Annotated in this window: 20 protein-coding genes and 1 other annotated feature; of the genes, 4 read left to right on the forward strand and 16 right to left on the reverse strand. The window is 38.7% G+C overall.

Translation table 11 applies throughout. The features are described 5' to 3' along the window. Positions 1-94: 94 nt before the first annotated feature. Together ptsP and O3793_RS01790 are read right to left on the reverse strand one after the other, a co-directional pair. Positions 95-1,822: a phosphoenolpyruvate--protein phosphotransferase gene (gene ptsP, locus O3793_RS01785; protein ID WP_371445172.1), complete on the reverse strand. Its 1,728-nt coding sequence runs from the start codon at positions 1,820-1,822 to the stop codon at positions 95-97. Between the two features lies 1 nt (position 1,823). Next, entirely contained in the window at positions 1,824-2,090 is a 267-nt protein-coding gene (locus O3793_RS01790) for a phosphocarrier protein HPr (RefSeq protein WP_039849104.1), read from the reverse strand. Positions 2,091-2,386: 296 nt separating this feature from the next. Here O3793_RS01790 and O3793_RS01795 point away from each other — a divergent pair, with 296 nt between their 5' ends. Then, a complete protein-coding gene (locus O3793_RS01795) occupies positions 2,387-2,686 on the forward strand; it encodes a DUF1827 family protein (RefSeq protein WP_371445174.1) in 300 nt (99 codons plus the stop codon). 98 nt (positions 2,687-2,784) lie between these two features. Here O3793_RS01795 and O3793_RS01800 read toward each other — a convergent pair whose 3' ends face one another. The 10 genes from O3793_RS01800 to O3793_RS01845 all read right to left on the reverse strand — a co-directional run bounded on the left by O3793_RS01800 (position 2,785) and on the right by O3793_RS01845 (position 14,511). Continuing rightward, entirely contained in the window at positions 2,785-4,167 is a 1,383-nt protein-coding gene (locus tag O3793_RS01800) for a deoxyguanosinetriphosphate triphosphohydrolase (RefSeq protein WP_371445176.1), read from the reverse strand. 29 nt (positions 4,168-4,196) lie between these two features. Beyond that, positions 4,197-5,576 carry an MATE family efflux transporter gene (locus O3793_RS01805; protein ID WP_371445178.1) on the reverse strand — a complete coding sequence of 460 codons (1,380 nt, stop codon included), beginning with the start codon at positions 5,574-5,576 and terminating at the stop codon, positions 4,197-4,199. A gap of 639 nt (positions 5,577-6,215) precedes the next feature. Continuing rightward, positions 6,216-8,159 (reverse strand): threonine--tRNA ligase, encoded by a 1,944-nt coding sequence (thrS, locus tag O3793_RS01810; protein ID WP_371445397.1) that lies wholly within the window; start codon positions 8,157-8,159, stop codon positions 6,216-6,218. Positions 8,160-8,231: 72 nt separating this feature from the next. After that, positions 8,232-8,444 (reverse strand) — a binding site (T-box leader). Between the two features lie 27 nt (positions 8,445-8,471). Beyond that, complete coding sequence (gene dnaI / locus O3793_RS01815; RefSeq protein WP_371445180.1) at positions 8,472-9,425, reverse strand: primosomal protein DnaI; 954 nt, start codon at positions 9,423-9,425, stop codon at positions 8,472-8,474. A gap of 14 nt (positions 9,426-9,439) precedes the next feature. After that, positions 9,440-10,879: a replication initiation and membrane attachment family protein gene (locus tag O3793_RS01820; protein ID WP_371445182.1), complete on the reverse strand. Its 1,440-nt coding sequence runs from the start codon at positions 10,877-10,879 to the stop codon at positions 9,440-9,442. 15 nt (positions 10,880-10,894) lie between these two features. Beyond that, a complete protein-coding gene (gene nrdR, locus O3793_RS01825; RefSeq protein WP_048711213.1) occupies positions 10,895-11,365 on the reverse strand; it encodes a transcriptional regulator NrdR in 471 nt (156 codons plus the stop codon). Between the two features lie 42 nt (positions 11,366-11,407). Further along, positions 11,408-12,007 (reverse strand): dephospho-CoA kinase, encoded by a 600-nt coding sequence (gene coaE / locus O3793_RS01830; protein WP_371445185.1) that lies wholly within the window; start codon positions 12,005-12,007, stop codon positions 11,408-11,410. 131 nt (positions 12,008-12,138) lie between these two features. Further along, positions 12,139-13,485 (reverse strand): glucose-6-phosphate isomerase, encoded by a 1,347-nt coding sequence (locus O3793_RS01835; RefSeq protein WP_371445187.1) that lies wholly within the window; start codon positions 13,483-13,485, stop codon positions 12,139-12,141. Positions 13,486-13,522: 37 nt separating this feature from the next. Then, positions 13,523-13,912, reverse strand: a complete 390-nt coding sequence (locus O3793_RS01840) for a CvfD/Ygs/GSP13 family RNA-binding post-transcriptional regulator (RefSeq protein ID WP_048711210.1) — start codon at positions 13,910-13,912, stop codon at positions 13,523-13,525. Between the two features lie 8 nt (positions 13,913-13,920). Then, positions 13,921-14,511, reverse strand: a complete 591-nt coding sequence (locus tag O3793_RS01845) for a peptidylprolyl isomerase (RefSeq protein ID WP_371445190.1) — start codon at positions 14,509-14,511, stop codon at positions 13,921-13,923. Between the two features lie 199 nt (positions 14,512-14,710). On the opposite strand from O3793_RS01845, the gene O3793_RS01850 reads away from it, so the two are divergent. The 3 genes from O3793_RS01850 (at position 14,711) to O3793_RS01860 (ending at position 16,842) form a co-directional block, all read left to right on the forward strand. Further along, the gene (locus tag O3793_RS01850) at positions 14,711-15,220 is read left to right on the forward strand and encodes a divergent PAP2 family protein (RefSeq protein WP_371445192.1); all 510 of its coding nucleotides are present in this window, start codon (positions 14,711-14,713) and stop codon (positions 15,218-15,220) included. Positions 15,221-15,233: 13 nt separating this feature from the next. Next, positions 15,234-16,220 (forward strand): NAD(P)/FAD-dependent oxidoreductase, encoded by a 987-nt coding sequence (locus O3793_RS01855; protein ID WP_371445194.1) that lies wholly within the window; start codon positions 15,234-15,236, stop codon positions 16,218-16,220. Between the two features lie 121 nt (positions 16,221-16,341). Next, entirely contained in the window at positions 16,342-16,842 is a 501-nt protein-coding gene (locus O3793_RS01860; protein WP_371445196.1) for a phosphatidylglycerophosphatase A, read from the forward strand. 86 nt (positions 16,843-16,928) lie between these two features. Here O3793_RS01860 and O3793_RS01865 read toward each other — a convergent pair whose 3' ends face one another. The 4 genes from O3793_RS01865 to O3793_RS01880 are packed head-to-tail and all read right to left on the reverse strand — an operon-like array spanning position 16,929 to position 19,957. After that, on the reverse strand, positions 16,929-17,951 hold the full coding sequence (locus O3793_RS01865; protein ID WP_371445198.1) for a lipoate--protein ligase: 1,023 nt from the start codon (positions 17,949-17,951) through the stop codon (positions 16,929-16,931). Positions 17,952-17,954: 3 nt separating this feature from the next. Next, positions 17,955-18,836 (reverse strand): NAD-dependent deacetylase, encoded by an 882-nt coding sequence (locus O3793_RS01870; RefSeq protein ID WP_371445199.1) that lies wholly within the window; start codon positions 18,834-18,836, stop codon positions 17,955-17,957. A gap of 1 nt (position 18,837) precedes the next feature. Beyond that, the gene (locus tag O3793_RS01875) at positions 18,838-19,632 is read right to left on the reverse strand and encodes a protein-ADP-ribose hydrolase (protein WP_371445201.1); all 795 of its coding nucleotides are present in this window, start codon (positions 19,630-19,632) and stop codon (positions 18,838-18,840) included. Beyond that, positions 19,625-19,957 (reverse strand): glycine cleavage system protein H, encoded by a 333-nt coding sequence (locus O3793_RS01880; protein ID WP_371445203.1) that lies wholly within the window; start codon positions 19,955-19,957, stop codon positions 19,625-19,627. Before O3793_RS01880 ends, O3793_RS01875 begins: the two co-directional genes overlap by 8 nt.

Genomic DNA, 19,957 nt, shown 5'->3' on the forward strand with positions numbered 1-19,957 from the left:
AATTCATATAATTCGATGATTTAATACTTTTTTAGAATTTTGAGCGTGAAAAAAACACCCAAGGTTTCCCTCAGGTGCTCAGACTATCTATTGTTTAGATTTTAGATACAGCTTCTTCAACTAATGCTTCAACTTCTTGAACAGTTGCACATTCGTTAATTGCTTTATCTGCTAATGCTTGCATATCGCTTAATGTTAATTTGGCAATTAAGCTACGTGTTTTTAGAACACTTGATGCAGACATTGAGAACTCGTCTAATCCAAGACCTACTAATAGAGGTACAGCTGTTTGATCCCCAGCCATTTCCCCACACATTCCAGCCCATTTGCCTTCTTTGTGTGCTGAATCAATCACGTGTTTGATTAACGTTAAGATTGATGGGTTATATGGTTGGTATAAGTATGAAACGCGTTCGTTCATACGGTCAGCAGCCATTGTGTATTGGATTAAGTCGTTTGTTCCGATACTGAAGAAGTCCACTTCTTTAGCGAATTGGTGAGCTAAAACTGCCGCTGCAGGAATTTCAATCATGATACCTACTTGGATATCGTCGCTGACTGCAACACCTTCTGCGATTAATTTAGCTTTTTCTTCTTCTAATAATGCTTTAGCGCCACGGAAATCATTTAATGTCGCAATCATTGGGAACATGATACGTAATTTACCATATACAGAAGCACGTAATAACGCACGTAATTGTGTACGGAACATTTCAGGTTCGTTTAATGAGATACGAATTGCACGATATCCTAAGAATGGGTTCATTTCGTGTGGTAATGGTAAGTATGGTAACTCTTTATCCCCACCGATATCCATTGTACGAACGACAACAGGTTTTCCATTCATGCCTTCTAGAACAGCTTTGTAAGCTTCAAATTGATCTTCTTCTGTTGGCATTTCGTGAGAATCCATGTATAAGAATTCTGTACGGTATAAACCAACACCTTCTGCACCATTGTTTACAACACCTTCTAGGTCTTTAGGTGTACCAATGTTTGCAGCCAATTCAACTTGATGGCCATCTTTAGTGTAAGTTTTTGAGTCTTTTAATTTTTCCCATTCAGCTTGTTGAGCTGCAAATGCTTCTGCTTTAGCACGGTATTCAGCAATCACTTCTTCAGATGGGTTAAGGAATACATCCCCTGTCAAACCATCAACGATAATGATATCTCCGTCTTTAGCAATTGAAGTCACTTCTTTAGTACCAACGATTGCTGGAATTTCTAAAGAACGAGCCATAATAGCTGAGTGAGAAGTACGTCCACCAATATCAGTAACGAAAGCTTTTACGTATTGGCGATTTAATTGAGCTGTATCACTCGGTGTTAAATCGGCAGCTACGATAATCACTTCATCTTTGATAGTTGCTGGGCTAGGAATTTTAACGCCTAAAAGATGTGCTAAGATACGTTTTGATACGTCACGAATATCCGCAGCACGTTCTTGCATATAAGGGTTATCTTCCATTCCTGCAAAAATAGAAATAAACATATCTGTTACTTCTTTTAATGCAGATTCCGCATTCACTTTGTTAGATGTAATGCTATCTTTTACTTGTCCAATTAATTCTGGATCGCTTAAAACCATTAAGTGAGCATCGAATACTTGCGCTTCTTCTTCACCTAAGTTTTTCAAAGCAGTCTCTTTGATTAATTCGACATCTTTTATTGACGCTGCTAATGCATCATCCAAGCGTGAAACTTCTTTTTCTGAATCTTCAACAGTTACTTTTGTGACTGTTAAATCTGGTTCAGTCAAAGTATATACTTTGGCAATTGCGATGCCATCACTAGCAGCAATCCCTTGTAATGTTGGTTTCATATTATTCAGCTAATCCTTCTTTTTTCATTGTTTCGTCAATTCCTGCTAATGCTTCTGCTTCGTCAGCACCTTCAGCAGTGATCACTACGTCAGCACCTTGGCCAACACCTAATGACATAACGCCCATGATTGATTTTAAGTTAACAGATTTTCCTTTGTATTCTAATTGGATATCTGAACTATATTTGCTTGCTGTTTGAACTAATAAAGTTGCTGGGCGAGCGTGGATCCCTGTTTCTGCGATTACATGATATTCTTTCTTTTCCATATTGAAAGTCTCCTTTGAAAGTAAATTTTTGTTAAGAAATGTACGTTCGAGAGCATGTAAGCCTCAAAAATACAACCCTTTCAATTAATAAGATTACCATTTTTTGAGAGATTTAACAACTATTTAAATACATTTTTTAAAAGCACTTTCATCACAATCCCTATCACACTTACAAAAAAATCTCTGGAATGAAAATTCTTTAAAATTTAATAACTTTTCTTAAATTTGTAGGTGAAAATGAAGCAAAAAAAATGTATAATGGTTTCAAGGAATTTTTTCAGAAGGAGGCTGTGTCTATGAAACTTATCGATATTACTAATTCTCACTCGCAACTTGTCAATGAACAGTTAGCAAATACAGATGCGTACTTCATCAAGGTATATTCACTTGGTCAAACAACTGTTTTCTATGCTGACGCTGCCACTCACCGTGATATTGTAATCTTAAACAGAAAAAGACGTATTAAAGATGTTGAAATTGAATTCGTCGTTCATCGCCTATTCCATATGGAACCAGAAGGTCTAGATATTATTCATGCTGATAACTTTGTTGAAATCAGTATTCCTGTTGAGAAGAAACGACCTACGTTCAATTAATATAGATAAATTGAAACCGCCAACGAATAAATTTCGTTGGCGGTCTTTTTAATTAAGAAAGTAGAAAATTATCATATATGATAATTTTCTACTTTGAATTAAATTCCTACCATATCTAAATAGAGTCGGTGCGAATAACTATCCGTCATCCCTGATATGAAGTCCGTCGCTAATAGAAGGCGTAAGTATAATTTTTCAACTTCACTCTTTCCTTCTGCAAAATAATGATAAGAACGTTTTTGGCTTTCAGAAATAATGCCAATCTTCTTCAACTCTACATAGTCTAATTGACGATTCGTATCATACGACACGAGAGATGGCACAAAGCTATCTAATAAATAAGTGAGCGTTGTGTATCCGGCGATTTCTAATCTCAAGATTCCTTTATTGTCATAAATGCGTTCCTCTGACAATTTACGAAGAATCACATATAAATCTTCTGCCCAAGAATTTTGGAACAAGTCTTGGTTAAATGTTCCTGCCATAATCTCATCATAGTTATTCACAAAAGTATGACGTGCGCCATCGATTAATTTATCACGTAGATCCACAAAGAAACGGTTAACACTGAAGACTTTCTCGTCGATGGTTGTTAACACTTCTCGTGTATGAACGGAATGCGGAGCATTATAGGCATCCGTACTCAAATTCTCTAGTAAGAACTCTCGCACATCTCTAAACGAAATCACGCCCTTTCCAATCGCATCTTCCATATCCGCCACTAGATACGCAATATCGTCTGCAGCTTCTAGGATGTAAGTCAATGGATGACGACTCGTTCCAGCTCCTGTAATTTCCGTTACTGTTTTAAAAGCTTTTTCTTCGGCAAAGAAATACCCTACTTTTTTAGAAGCAATCTCTTCTGTTTTCTTATGAGAAGAAGGATACGTATATTTTAGAATCGTATTCAGCGTTGCGGCAGTTAAATCTAGCCCATCAAATTCACCTTTGAAATCATGCAACTTCGATACAATACGAAGTGATTGTGCATTTCCTTCAAAGCGATAAAAATCATAGACATAAGGACTCGCTAGAAATTCTTCTGCCACATCACTTCTCTCTTTCAAGAGGCTTGGCAGATTTTTCTTAAACCATTGTCGAATGATGTCTTCCCCAAAATGGCCATAAGGAGGGTTCCCAAGGTCATGAACGAGACTGGCACATTCAACAATTTTCAATACATCTTCTTGACGGTCAATCATCTCTTGTTTACTGCTGTCCGGGCTCTTCTGTACTTCCTCTTGCAATAAAATAACAATTTCCTTCGCTAGAGAACGTGCCACCATCGCCACTTCTAACGAGTGCGTTAGTCGCGTATGAATAAAATCAAGACGTTCCAGAGGAAACACTTGTGTCTTATCCTGTAATCTTCGAAACGAAGGACTTGTCACAATTCGTTTGTAATCGTCGTCGAACTCGTTGCGATGTGTTGCTTCTTTACCAGAAAGACGTTTTGTTGAAAGTAATTTAGACCATTCCATAAATCCTACCCCTTCCGTATTTCAAACTATTATACCAGAAGTTCGTCCGTCTTTGGAATTTTGCGCATTTGACGGATATAAACAGTAATACAAATGATAAAGCAGATAAAGTCGGAAATTGGACCTGCGAAAATCAATCCGTCTACTCCAAAACTGGTTGCAAGAAGAATCATCACTGGCAACAAAACAAATATTTGTCGCGTTAAAGAAAGAATCGCTCCTAATTTTGCTTTCCCGATTGCTGGGAAGAAGGTTGTCACAATTATGGTAGTCCCATTAATAAACGTAAAGAATAAGAATGCTCTTGCATATCTCACTCCAAATTCATAATAAAGAGCATCCCCACTTCCAAACACTTGAATGAGTTGAAGCGGAAAGCCTTCAAATAGAATCCATAAAACCGTCGATAAGATGAGGGTTACTTTCAGTAGTAAATTCATCGTTTCATGCACACGTGAATATTTCTTCGCGCCATAGTTAAACCCTAAAATCGGTTGTGCTCCTTGATTCAATCCAATTACAACTGCAATGAATATAACGAAGATTTTGCTCACGACTCCCCCAACCGCAATCGGGATATCACTACCGTAAATGGATTGTGCTCCGTATGTACGAAGCAAGTTATTCGATGTAATTTGCACGATAGTCGCAGAAATTTGGAAAATGAACGATGTTAACCCAAGAGATGCAATCACTTTTACATCTTCAAACGACAACTTAAAGTCGCTACGCTCAAAGCGAACGGATTTAAATCTTGGTATATACGCGAGTAATACGATTGCTGAAACAATTTGACTAATCACTGTTGCCCACGCAGCTCCTGCAATCCCCATATTAAACCCAAAGATAAATAATGGATCTAGGATTGTGTTGAGTAAAGCTCCCACAATAATGGCCATCATCGAGTAAGTGGCCCTACCATCTGCACGAACTAATGGATTAAAACCAATCGAAATCATGAAGAACGGAATCCCAAAAGCTGTAATTCCTGCATACTCACTGGCGTACCCTAAAATCTGATCAGTAGCACCAAATAAGTTCAATAATGGTTGTAAGAACAATAGAACCACACTCATAATCATTAACCCAGCTGTCACCAACAACACCACTGCAGTCCCAGCAACTTCACGAGCATGCTTGTCCTCTTTTCGGCCCAGCGCCAAGTTAAAGTTTGACGCGGCACCAATTCCTACCATTAAACCAATCGCCATACAGATGGTTGTAATTGGAAAAGCAATATTTGTAGCTGCATTCCCAAGATACCCTACCCCTTGTCCAATAAAAATTTGGTCAACGATATTATAGAGTGCGTTCACCACATTAGCGATAATAGCAGGAATCGCCATCTTTCTAAGAAGAGTTCCAATCTTTTCTATACCTAATGGATTTTGTTTTTCTTCAACTATCATTTAAACGCTCCTTCTCAATAAATTATATATACGCATAAAAAAAGTCCCTCCACACGCGGAGAGATCTACCAATACATTTATCTTAACTTTGCAATCTGATTTTGTCAAACATCCACTCCCACTATTTCAGCACTCACCTCACCATGGACAGCACCAGCGGACGCTCCATAAAAAAACACAGCGGGCGCTCCAATTATAGCGATAACTAATTTCTTGAAAGACTCGTCTTTTTTATCCGCATTTTGATTTATGGCGGTCTAAGAAAGATAGCTCATCTTATAAAATATACGAATAGATTTTTAATGCTTCGTTCTGGAGAATCATGCGGATTCTATAAAAGCAGTAATGGGGAATCATATCAAAACGAATTAACGGGAGTTAGGAATTCATTCCTTACTCCCGTTTTTGAGGCTTTGAAGGTGCAAGACCAAGGCTTGCACCGGTATCCCATTACAGCTTTTATGAAGACATCCGCATCGATTCGAAAGAACGACACCTCTATAAAAATGCACTCTCCTATATTTTATAAGAAGCAGAAATCTCCTTCTTAAACCGAATACCGCCATAAATCAAAACCTTCGGTTTTATATTTATAATTAAGCACAAAGAAGACTCGTATTGCTACGAGCCTTTGAAAAATTAGTCTTCAAGCGGGCGAGAGAAGTTTGCAATCTCGCGTTGTACGTATTCTAAGTACGCTTCAACAGACATTGATTTAGTTTCTTTAGAGCCATAACGACGAACCGTTACAGTACCTTCTTCAACCTCTTTATCCCCAATTACTAATTGATAAGGGATTTTTTGAGTTTGAGATGCACGAATCTTGTAACCCATTTTTTCATTACGGTCATCAAGTTCTACACGCATTCCTAAGCGAGCCATTTTTTCTTTCAACTCACGTGCAGCATCATAATGATGTTCCACACTTACAGGAATGATTGTTGCTTGGACTGGAGCCAACCAAGTTGGGAATGCTCCTTTGTATTCTTCGATTAAGTATGCTACGAAACGTTCTGCAGTTGAAACAACCCCACGGTGGATAACCACTGGACGGTGAGTGTTATCTCCATCTTCCCCAACATATGTTAAGTCGAAGCGTTCTGGTAATAAGAAGTCTAATTGGATTGTAGACATTGTTTCTTCTAATCCCATTGCAGTACGGAATTGAATATCTAATTTAGGACCGTAGAATGCTGCTTCACCGATAGCTTCGAAGTATTCTAATCCCATTTCATCCATGGCTTCTTTTAACATTGATTCTGCTTTGTTCCACATTTCATCGTCATCGAAGTATTTATGTTTATCTTCCGGATCACGGTAGCTTAAACGGAAACGATAATCTTTTACATTGAAGTCGCTATATACTTCACGGATTAGGTCTAGGATACGTTTGAATTCGTCTTTAATTTGGTCTGGACGAACGAATGTATGTCCATCGTTAAGAGTCATTTCACGTACACGTTGTAAACCTGATAACGCACCTGATTTTTCATAACGGTGCATCATTCCTAATTCAGCAATACGAATTGGTAATTCACGGTAGCTATGGATGTGGTTTTTATAAACCATCATATGGTGAGGACAGTTCATTGGACGTAATACAAGCATTTCGCCATCGCCCATGTCCATTGGTGGGAACATATCTTCTTGATAGTGAGCCCAGTGACCTGAAGTTTTGTAAAGACCTACATCAGCCATAACTGGAGTGTACACGTGTTGATATCCAAGGCTGATTTCTTTATCTACGATGTAACGTTCGATTGTACGACGGATTGTAGCCCCTTTTGGTAACCAGAATGGTAATCCTGAACCAACTTCTTGGCTAATCATGAATAAATCTAATTCTTTTCCTAATTTACGGTGGTCACGTTCTTTGGCTTCTTCACGCATTTTCAAGAATTCTTTTAAGTCTGCTTTATCAAAGAATGCAGTTCCGTATACACGTTGCATCATCTTATTATCAGAGTTTCCTCTCCAGTAAGCCCCTGCAAGTGATAATAATTTGAAGACTTGAATACGTCCTGTTGAAGGAACGTGGATACCACGACATAAGTCTACGAAGTCTTCTTGTTGGTAGACAGTAATTGTTTCGTCTTCAGGTAAACCATTAATTAATTCTACTTTATAAGGGTCGTTTGCGAAGATTTCTAATGCTTCTTTACGGCTTACTTCGCGACGAACGATTGGGTAGTTTTCTTTAACGATTTTCATCATTTCCGCTTCCACTTCTGGAAGAGCATCTTCTGTTAATTGATTTGGCATATCAGTATCGTAGTAGAATCCTGTTTCAATCGCAGGTCCAACTCCGAAGTGAATTCCTGGGTATAAACGAGTTAATGCGTGTGCTAATAAGTGTGCTGTTGAGTGACGTAAGATTCCTAATGCATCTTCGTGATCTGGTGTAACGATTTCGATAGAAGCATCTTCTTCGATTGGACGATCGAAGTCTACTAATTCTCCGTTCACTTTACCTGCTAATGCTTTTTTCGCTAAACTTTTGCTAATGCTTTCTGCAACTTCTTTTACTGTAATTCCTTTTGGAAACTCCTTAACGGCACCATCTGGAAAAGTAATTTTAATCATTGACATTTTCTTCCTTCTTTCTTTTTGAAATTTCTGAAATAAACAAAAAATCCCATAGTCTGCTACTGCAAACTATGGGACGTCATATTCTACGTGGTTCCACCCAAATTTGTTCATCAAAAAAGATAAACCTCAACGGAATAACGCTCCGATGCGCCTTGCTCTACTAAGTTTCAAGCAAAGATTCAAAAGTGGTAAAACTATTCCGGATGAAGTGTTGCACCAACCCACTTCTCGCTGAAATATAACCAAGAGATAGTTTCTTGTCTTTTTCATCATTTTCAAAATATTTAGTTCATTAGTATTTAACCACTAATCTTTCATATTTTCAAGCATTTTCATCTCGGATGGATTTCTGTGATTTTGTCCATCAACAAAATACTCTTTTGCTAAGAAACGAATCCGTTCAATCAGACGTTTTGCTTTAAGAAGTTCTTGGTCTCCTTTGTTTGAATGAGCAAAATGCGCTTCTAACTGATCAATCGTGAAGTTCGATGTGAAGAACGTTGGTAATTCTTGCAACATACGGTGTTGTAAGATAACCATCAACACTTCATCTCTAAACCATGCGCTATTCATTTCCGCACCGATATCATCCAATACTAAGATTGGTGTATTTTTAATCGATACTAATTTCGCTTCAACGGTATTTGTCGCAATGGCTTGCTTAATTTCTGCACTGTACGTTGGAACATTGACAAGCGTCGTTTCAATGCCGTTCTCAGAAAGCTCATTTGCTAAAGCGCCCATCATATATGTTTTACCAACCCCAAAAGGTCCTGCTAAGTATAAACCTTTATGGTATGTAGTGCTGTCCGTTTTGTATGCTTCGATAAAATTCAATAACTCTCGAATGACATCTTCTCTTTCTTTTGTAAGAGCCGTATCTGAGAAGCGAGCTTCTGCGATATTTTTCGGCATATTAATCGAATGTATCAGACGTCTACGCTTGCGTTCTCTTTCCTGGCGAATCGCTTCTTCAGTACGTTTATAATTCACTAAAATAAATCCATTATGCACTTCTAAACATGGTTCGAGGCCTGGAGCTTTCACTTCCTTGTGATTCTTTCTGGCATCTCTTTCCATTCGAAACTCCAATAACGCAGACATTCCTTTACGAATAGCTTCCGGAGTCAATTCTTCTTTATGTTGTTCAAGAAAAGCTTTTACTTCTTCATCTTCAAAGATTTCTTTTTCGATGTTTTGCATGTTCGGCATGCCTTGTGCGGCTCCTCTTTGATCTAAAAATCCTTTTAATCCTTCCAATTCGTTCACCTCCGTTATTGTTGTTCTCTTTGATTACTTGTTTTTAATTTTGCGATTTGCTCGGCCAAATTACTTGAAACCTGTGTTGGTTGACCTTCAGTCGGAGCAGGAGTTTGTTTCTCCTTCGCATTAGAATCTTTTGCCCAATCTGGCAGTTGTTCTTGATAACCATTATTTCTTCTATAGCTATTTTTACCTGCATTATGAAGTTGTTGTTTTCGTTTCACTTCTCGTTGCAAGTCGCGGTTTCTGACTGCTTCCATCGCCTCTTGAGCCGTCTTGATTTCTTTTGTAGCCCAGTCGTTGGCAATCGCATCGATAAAGTTTCGAGCAAGCGTCGCGTTATCGAGCTGCACTAAAGCATAGTGGAATAAAATATTCAACACTTCATTTGGTAGCCCACTGACAGATACCAAATCAAAAATTAATTGACGTTCTGCTTTTGAGACATAGCCTTTCTTTTGCGCCTTGATGCTTGAAACAAAGTCAATCGGCGCCATCGCTTTGGCAGCTTGAATCAATTGTTGGATGGCTAACTCTTCTTGTGAGACTCCTTCCACCACTTGTACTTCAGTCGGCTCTGCGATTGGTGTTTCAACCACTTCTTCACTGCGAAGTTGCGTCACTTTATCTTGAGCAGCCTCTTGTCCTAATTTCAACAAGAACTCTTCATCAATAACTTTTGTTGTTAGATCAGAAGCAATCACTAAAAATTGTGCGATTTCTTGTTCTGTAAAACCATACGCGCGATATAACGCATCGACGATTTTGCGAACGTCTTTTGTGATAGAATCCAAATCAACGAATTCTGTTTTTAATAGTCCTTCGATTAAATCCCAATCCACATCCGACGTAAACTCGAATTCCGGTTGTTGCTTGCTATCTAATACCATGCGGTTTTCTTGCGCGTGGTTTCTTGTATAAGTCTCCATGTTATAAGGAAGTCGGTACGCTTCTTCAAATTGCGCACTTTCGTTTTCTCCTAAATCGCCTGGTTTTGACACTAAGAATCGTTGTTTTAATTTCTCAAAACGATGATTCCCAATTTGGTTTAACAGCAATGTCGAAAGCAAGGCATCTTTGAAAAAGAGACGCGGAGACGTTGGCGCTTGTAATTCCATCGTGTACGTTTGAGGACGTGAAGCAGTTGGCTCCTTACGATACGTTTTCAGTAATCCAATCCCTTCCAAGCGAGTCTTTGCTAAGTAAAAGTCTGGCATTCCTAAATTCGTCATCGACAATAATTCAGAAATGGAGAAGACTTCGCTCTCATACTCTGATGGAGATAACTCACCGTACAAAGTCGCATACAAAAGAGTCGCTTCTTTTCCAATGAACGGAGCGTATAATTGCATTAAAAATTGGATTTCTCTTTCGGTAATCCACACGGGCTGTACCACGAGGATACCGTCTTTAGGCTTATACTGTGCCCACGGAAACTCTTTTGAGTGCATTCTTGTAATTCCTTCCTATTTTTCTTGGCTGTCCATAATCATAGACATTCTTTCTAATTCTTTTAAGAACATTTTGCGGTCTGTAAATTGACGATACACACTCGCAAAACGAATATACGCGATATCATCAATTTTGGCTAAGTGATCCATCACCATTTCCCCAATAAGAGTGCTTGACACTTCATTTTCTCCCTCTTGGTTGATGGAACGTTCAATTTCATTCACGATATTCTCTAATTGTCCCAGTGATACTGGACGTTTTTCTGCTGAACGAACTAATCCGTTTAATAATTTTTCACGGCTAAATTCTTCGCGATTCCCGTTACGTTTAATGACAAGCAATGGCGCCTTTTCTAAGCGCTCGAATGTTGTAAAACGGTAGCCACATTCTTCGCATTCTCTTCTTCTACGAATAGAACGACCATCATCGGCTGGACGACTATCAACTACGCGAGAACCATTGTTTTTACATTTTGGACATTGCATTGCAAACACCTCTCCTTTTTTGTGCTTATTCGATTTATTATATCATTTTTTAAGGAAATTTTCGAGTAGCCACTGATGGACTTTTTGTTCTAACTCTTGAAGGGTTCCTTCATTCGACCACACAATCGTTGCTCTCTTTACTTTTTCTTCTAAAGGCATCTGTGACTGGATTCGCTCTAACGCTTCTTGCCTTGTATATCCGTTTCGTTTTTCCATGCGAGCAATTTGCGTTTCTACAGAAACTGCCACCACGATGATGTCATCACATAAGCTCTCATAGTTCATTTCAAATAAGAGTGGAAGGTCTAAGACGATAAGCGGTTTTCCTTGCTCTTGGTAGTCTGTCATCTTTCCTGTAATCTCTTGGCGAATAAGCGGTTGAAGAATGTCATTTATTTCCTTTCGAACCCCATCATCACTGAACATTTTCCGTCCAAGTTCAGTTCGATTTAACGTTCCATCAGCGTTTAAAATAGCCTCACCAAAACGGCTCACGAGCGCAGTTAATCCGGCAGTCCCTTTTTCGACGACTTGTCTTGCTACAAGGTCGGCATCAATAACCGGAACTCCAGAGATCTTAAACAAATTTGAAACGGTTGATTTTCCGCTAGCGATACCGCCTGTTAATCCAATGACTCTCATCTTTTTCCTCCAACACTTCTTGTAAGACCTATGTTAGTTCAAAACGCCCTTTGTCGCAAGTTCTTTTCCCAATTCGAGCGTACAAAGATACAAAAATACCGCATCCTCAGTTTGAGAATGCGGTCAGTTGATTATAGACGTTCGTTTAATTCTTTTGCTAAATCTTCGAATCCTGGTTTTCCAAGTAAAGCAAACATGTTTTTCTTGTATGCTTCTACCCCTGGTTGGTCAAATGGGTTAACGCCATTTAAGTAACCTGAAAGACCTACTGCGATTTCGAAGAAGTAGATTAAGTGTCCTAATGTGTAAGCTGACATATCAGGAATGTTCACTACAAAGTTTGGAACTTGACCATCTGTATGAGCAAGTAATGTTCCTTGGAAGGCTTTTGTATTTACAAAGTCCATTGTTTTACCTTGTAAGTATCCTAATCCATCTAAATCTTCTTCTGTTTCAGGAATTGTTACTTCTTCATTTGGTTTGCCCACTTTGATAACTGTTTCGAAGATGTTACGACGACCTTCTTGGATGTATTGTCCTAGTGAGTGTAAATCCGTTGAGAAGTTTGCACTTGAAGGATAAATTCCTTTGAAGTCTTTCCCTTCTGATTCACCAAATAATTGTTTCCACCATTCAGAGAAGTATTGTAATGTTGGTTCGTAGTTAATTAATAACTCTGTCACTTTTCCTTTGCGGTATAACACATTACGTGCTACAGCGTATTGGTAAGCTTCGTTTTCTTTTAAGTTTGATGAGCTGTATGCCACACGTGCATCTTCAGCTCCTTGCATTAATGCATCTACATCTGCACCAGTTACTGCAATTGGAAGTAATCCTACAGCTGTTAATACTGTGAAACGTCCACCAACATCATCTGGAATTACAAATGTTTGGTAACCTTCAACATCTGCTTCTGATTTTAATGCTCCACGAGCGCGGTCAGTTGTAGCGTAAATACGATTTACAGCTTCTTCTTTACCATATTTCTTAATTAATAAATCTTTGAATACACGGAAAGCAATCGCTGGTTCTGTAGTTGTACCAGATTTAGAAATTACGTTCACTGAGAAATCACGGTCACCGATTAAGTCGATTAACCCTTGTAAGTAAGTTGAGCTAATGCTGTTTCCTGCAAATAATACTTGCGGAGTTTTACGTTTGTCGCTTGGTAAGTAGTTATAGAAAGCGTGGTTTAAGAAATCAATCGCTGCACGCGCGCCTAAATAAGAACCACCGATACCGATAACCACTAATACTTCAGATTCTTCTTGAATCTTTTTAGCAGCTTCTTTAATACGAGCGAATTCTTCTTTGTCATAGTCGCGTGGTAAGTTAACCCAACCTGTGAAGTCATTTCCTGCGCCTAATCCTTCGCGTAAGTCTTTATCTAACGCTGTTACTGTTGATTGTAAATTGTCAATTTCTTCTTGGCTGAAGAAATCTAATGCTTTTGAATAATCAAATGAAATATGTCCCATTTGAATGCCTCCTTCGTATTCAATAACGATTTTTTTATTAATTTTTGTTTTTATCTTTTACAAATTTTTCTTGAGCTTCTTCGATCCACTCTGGCAACTTCTTCGCTAAGCTTGAAAAGCCTATAGACGGAACATAGCGTTTACGATTTTTCTTGATTCGTTGCGGAACATCTGGTACATCGAGTTTTTCGAGTGCTCGAATCGATAAACTAATCTTATTTGAGAATTCATCGACATCAATGACTTTGGCTGTCACTTCTTGTCCCACTTTTACAAAATCATGCACATTATCCATATATCCATGTTTACACTCAGAAATATGAATCAAACCTTGCGTATCTTCGTCTAGCTCCAAGAAAACTCCGTAATTTTGTACACCCGTTACTTTAGCCGTAACGATGTCTCCAATTCTAAAAGTTTTGCTCATAGAACCTCCTACGCTTTTACGTCCATCGATTCAATCACAACATCTTCTAGTGGACGATCTTGCGCATTGCGTTCTACGCCTTCAATCTTAAGAACAACGTCCATCCCTTCAACAACGCGTCCAAATACTGTGTGACGGTGGTCTAACCAAGGTGTCCCACCCACTTTAGCGTATTCTTCAACAATTTCTTCAGGCCAGCCGCCATCTTTTAATTGTTTCAACATTTGTGCGGGCACTTGTTTTGCTGTAACAATGAAGAATTGAGATCCATTTGTGTTTGGGCCTGCATTTGCCATTGATAAAGTTCCATACAAGTTGAATGCTTCTCTTGAAAATTCATCTTCGAAAGTACGTCCGTAAATAGACTCGCCACCCATACCTGTTCCAGTTGGGTCGCCACCTTGAATCATGAAGTCTTCAATGACACGGTGGAAAATTACACCATCATAATATCCATTTTTTGCATGTGTTACGAAATTCTCCACTGTTTTAGGAGCTACTTCAGGGAATAATTCCAATGTGAAATCTCCTTGATTCGTATGCACAATCACGAGTGGATTCTTTTCATTCACTTCATTCAATTGTGGAAATTGACTCATTTTTCCATCTCCTTTTAATTCATACTAATGATTACTCATCTACCATCCTCTATTAAACCACAAAAGCCAAACGGGTGCAATTTAGCGTTCTTATCATTCTTAATAAAAAAATAAAAAAGTTCTACAAATTTTCTTTAGTGATTTTCTTTGTTTCGTGGTATAGTATTTGAGTATAGAAAAAAGAAAGAGTGAGAGTTTAATGACAATATTACGAAATTATCCATTAATCGCTTCTGTTTGCTCGATTCTATTTGCACAATTTGTCAAATTCCCGATTGCGCTCTTCTCAAAAAAAGCAGGCGCAAACGTTTCATTAGTAACTAGCACTGGTGGAATGCCAAGTTCTCACTCAGCTGCTGTTAGCTCGCTGATTACAGCGTTAATTATTGACCACGGATTTGCTTCGCCATTTGTTGCTATCGCAACTACTTTTGGCCTAATCGTTATGTTCGATGCTATGGCCGTTCGTCGTCAAAGTGGTGAGCAAGGAATTCTCCTACAAAAATTATACGAAGAACAAATACGTGAAGAATCAAGCGCATTAAAGCATGTTGAAATCGAATCTGAAGACGATCCAATTGATCTCTTTGACACAGAAGAAAACAAAAAATTAATTATCAAAAAATATCTAGGTCACAAACCCATCGAGGTGTTCGCCGGTGTACTAACTGGTATCGCAATGGCCTTTATTTTAAGAATCTTCTATTAATTGGAGGTACAAAGTGACACAAGAAATTGTTGATATTATTATTATCGGCGGTGGGCCTGTTGGGCTTTTCACCGCCTTTTACGCGGGCTTACGTCAAGCGTCTGTTAAAATTATTGAAACATTGCCCCAATTAGGTGGGCAACCAGGAATGCTTTATCCTGAAAAAATGATTTACGATATTCCAGCCTTCCCTGAAATTACAGCAGGCGATTTAGTCGAGAACTTGAAAAAGCAGCTCGAACGTTTCCCAGAAACACAGTTCTGCTTAGAAGAAGAAGCACTCGAGTTAAACAAAACAGATTTCGGGTATGAAGTGATTACTTCAAAGCAAACTCACTTGGCGAAAACGGTGATTATCGCTTGTGGGAATGGAGCCTTCCGTCCGCGTAAACTCGATGTAGAAAATGCAGAAGCTTATGAAAACAGCAACCTACACTACTTCGTAACGAACTTAGAGCGTTTCCGCGACCGTACTGTAGCCATCTGCGGTGGTGGTGACTCTGCGGTAGACTGGGCACTTGCCTTGGAACCAATCGCAAAGAAAGTAACGATTGTTCATCGTCGCCCACAATTTCGTGCACAAGAACATAGCGTGAAACAATTAGAAGAATCAAGCGTTGAAATCTTAACACCGTATCTTCCTGACCAAATCATTGGTGATAGTACAAACATTCAATCCGTTGTATTGAAACACGCTAAAGGTGAAGACCAAATGGAACTTCCTGTTGACGATTTTATCGTGAACTATGGCTTCTCTTCCTCTATTGGAGGAATGAAGAACTGGGGATTCGATGTGGTTCGTAACACCATCGTGACAAACAGCCAAATGGAGACGACTCTTCCTGGTGTCTTTGCCGTTGGAGATATCGCAACATACGAAGGCAAGGTTAAAATCATTGCGACAGGATTTGGTGAAGCACCTGTTGCCATTAATGCTGCAATGACTTACGTAAACCCCAATAGCCGTCCGAGCACAATTCATAGCTCATCGATGTTCTAACCGTTTACAAAATTTCAAAAAGAACGCTCAATTCATTTGGGCGTTTTTCTATTTTGTGTTAAAATAAAAAGCTACTCTTTTTAAAAGGGTTTCATAATTTGTTAAAAGGAGGATTTTTCATATGAAAAGCCCAAAAGAATTACACAATCGCTGTTTAGAATTACTATCTGAGCGCGGTGTAGAATTAGAACAAATTGCTGAATTAGTTTATTTCTTACAAGAAAAATATGTACCAGGATTAACGAAAGAAGAATGCTTATTGAACGTTAATAGCGTATTGAAAAAACGTGAAGTTCAAAACGCCGTTATCACAGGTATTGAAATGGATAAATTAGCAGAAGAAAAGAAATTACATCCATTATTAAACGATATTCTATCTCAAGACGAGCCCTTATACGGTGTCGATGAAATCTTAGCATTATCTATCGTAAACGTATATGGTTCTATTGGATTTACAAACTATGGTTATATCGATAAAGTAAAACCGGGAATTCTTAAAAACTTAGATGATAAATCAACTGGTAAAGTAAACATCTTCTTAGATGACTTAGTTGGTGCTATTGCTGCCGCTGCAGCAAGCCGTCTAGCTCACAGTATTCCAGCAAAAGAAGAATTAGACTAATCAAGCAAAAAGGCTGAAGCACCCCGCTTCAGCCTTTTCTATAAAAATAACGTTATACCGTATACGGTATAACGTTATTTTTTACTCTATTCTCCTAAAATGAGTCCCGCAAATTCTTCAGCAGTAACTGCGCCAAAGTAGTTGCTTAAATCGATTTCGCTTAAGACGTCCACTAAGTCTTCTTTGACCATACGAACACCTTTTAGTTTTTCTTCGACTTCTTGTACATTTCCTTTTGCAAAGAAATCTCCATAAATACGGCAATTTGAAATTCTACCTTGCTCCACTTCTAAGTAGCATTGAATTGTTCCGCATGCGAAACGTCCATCACGGTAATCACTATATTGTGGAGATTGGCCATAATTCCATTCCCAGTTTTTATATTTAGAAGCTGTGAGTTCATCGATTGCTTTCCAATCTTCTTCCGTTAACACGTAACGTTTCGCTTCATCAATCGAGTTGATTCCCAAAATCTTACAAGTGATTAAGTTTTTGAACTCATCTACCGTCACGTTTTGATATTCTGGAGCAAGATATGGACGAATACTTCCCACACGTGCACGAACCGATTGAATCCCCTTCGATTGTAATTTCTTCTTGTTTGGGTTCAAGACTTTTTCCATCGCATCATAGTCGACATCTAATAAGAGCGAGAAACCACCGTATACACGACCATTGCTGATCGTCATCGCAGCTCCGGATACTTTTTTCCCTTCAATGGTTAAGTCGTTACGCCCTGTTTGTTCTACAGCTGTTGCGCCGAGTTCATGTAAAGCTTTAATAGCTGGTTCATACGTTCTCTTAAAATCTCCAAAGATTCCATTGTCTTGAATTAAATAGCATACATTCACGGCACCAGAGTCCACATACACGGCACCACCACCTGTGTCACGACGAACAACAAGAATATTGTTTTCTTTTAAATACTCCTCGTTCACTTCGGCGATTGTATTTTGGAATTTTCCAATTTCAACTTTTGGGTCGCAGTAATATGGGAACAAGATGTCATCGTCTAGGAAGACATTACTTTGCACATATACTTGCATCGCAAGCGCTACTGCTCCATCTTTTACATATTTTCCATCACGGATTGGTTCGATTAAATACATCGTTTATTCTCCTTTAAGCTCTTGATACGTCCCATGAATTAATGGGGCGATGTTTTCTGACAATTGTACGGTTTGCTCTCTTAGCGCAAGTGGAATGCGATAATGTTTATGATTCATACTTACAAATAGCGCATTTGGATTAGCTTGTACGCATTTTTGGAAAGGGGTCTTGATAAATTGTGGCGTTGTAAAGCCCACTCCAATCTCTAAAAAGAGAACCTTATCATTTTTATGTTCTTCTAAAAACGCATCATAGCGTGCTTTTTGTGCAAAGAAATCAGCTGACTCTACCATTCCTTTTTCAGCGTTACGCTTATTAATTTCAAGCGGTGCTCCGCATTCTGGGCAGAACGGAATCAGTTCATACGGAACCTTCATGTCTTTTTGCTCGACAATCATCTTGCGAACTAAGGTATCATCGCTATACGTTTTTGGATGACAGTGCTGACTACATTGGAAAAGCCCATATTCGCCTTGAATATGATAAACCTTCTCTTTGTCATATCCAGCCACCCAAAACGCATTATCCGCATTCGTAGTGATAATGTGGTATGGCTTTGTTTTAAGCATTTCTAAGAGTTCCACATACGATTGTCCCACAGGTTGATCCAGGTAATTGAGTGCAATAAAACGACTTTGAAATGCCCAATACTCTTCCCAACTTGGAAAGTGAAATAAACTCGCTTGTAACATATCTAAAAATTGATACTTCTCGATAAAATCAGGAAAAGCATCTTCGAATCGACTTCCAATATAGGTGAATCCATCTGCTGACGACATCCCAGCCCCGATACCAACCACAATAGCATCTGCTTCCTGGAATATATCTGCCAGTAGACTAGCTTCAGTTGTTCTTTCTTTTTGTAATGCATTCCATTTCGTCATTCTACTGTTCTCCTGATAATAATTTCTGATAAATTGATTGATCTTCTTTAGTATACGTTGAAAAGACAACGATCATTGTTGAAGACGTATCCTGCAACCACTTGTTCACTGTATCCACGGCTATACGCGCAGCAGGTTCTTTTGGAAAACCAAACTCTCCTGTTGAAATTCCGCAAAAAGCAATCGAGGTAAGTCCTGCTTTAATTGCTGTTTCTAGACAACTCTTGTAACAACCAGCAAGTAACTGTTCACGAAGTGGCGTTACTTTTTGCCCTGGAGGTAAAAAGGGCCCAACCGTATGAATAATGTACTTCGAAGGCAAGTTGAATGCTGGCGTCATTTTTGCTTTTCCAACAGGTTCCTTTTTCCCTTGTTCTTCCATTAAATGGTGGCAAAAGGAGCGAAGTTCAATTCCTGAAAAAGTATGAATTGCATTATCAATACAGCGATGGTTTGGAATAAAACATCCAAGCATCTCACTATTCGCCGCATTCACAATCGCATCGACTTTCAGTTCACATAAATCGCCATCATAGAGTTTGATTTGGTCGTTTGCTGTCGACGCGCAATCTGCTAATGTCTGAACTCTTGGAGCATGGTATTCTTGTAAATACTCATTCTCTAAAACGAGATAGTCTGCAGGGGCGTCTTTTGGTTGTCTTACATTCACAAGTCCTCGCCATAGCGTCTTCAACTCTTCTGGAGTTTTTCCTTCAACTTCAATGCTTTCTCCTGATTCCTGCGACAAGATCTCAATCATTTGTTTGAGCAACTGCTCTTCTGTATGATTATTCATCTTCTAATGCCAAGAATGCTGCTTCATCAACATCCGTTAATGTCACTAACCAGTGTTCTTCTGGTTTTTCAGAGTTTAGTAATTTAGGATTTTCTGTTGCCGCTAAGTTTCTAGCTACGACTTTCCCTGCAAGTGGTGTCACAATCGACATCACTGTTTTACTTGCTTCTAAACTTAAGATTTCGTCTTCAGCTTCTAATTGATCATCCATATTGAATTGAACGAATCCAATTGTACCGACATCATCTTGAAGTTCTGGCGTCATACGAATCGTGTAGTTTTCTCCTTCTTTATCAATCCATAAAAAGTTAGCAAATTTTCTCAT

Source organism: Granulicatella sp. 20925_1_28 (genome assembly GCF_041433575.1).
GTDB lineage: Bacteria > Bacillota > Bacilli > Lactobacillales > Aerococcaceae > Granulicatella.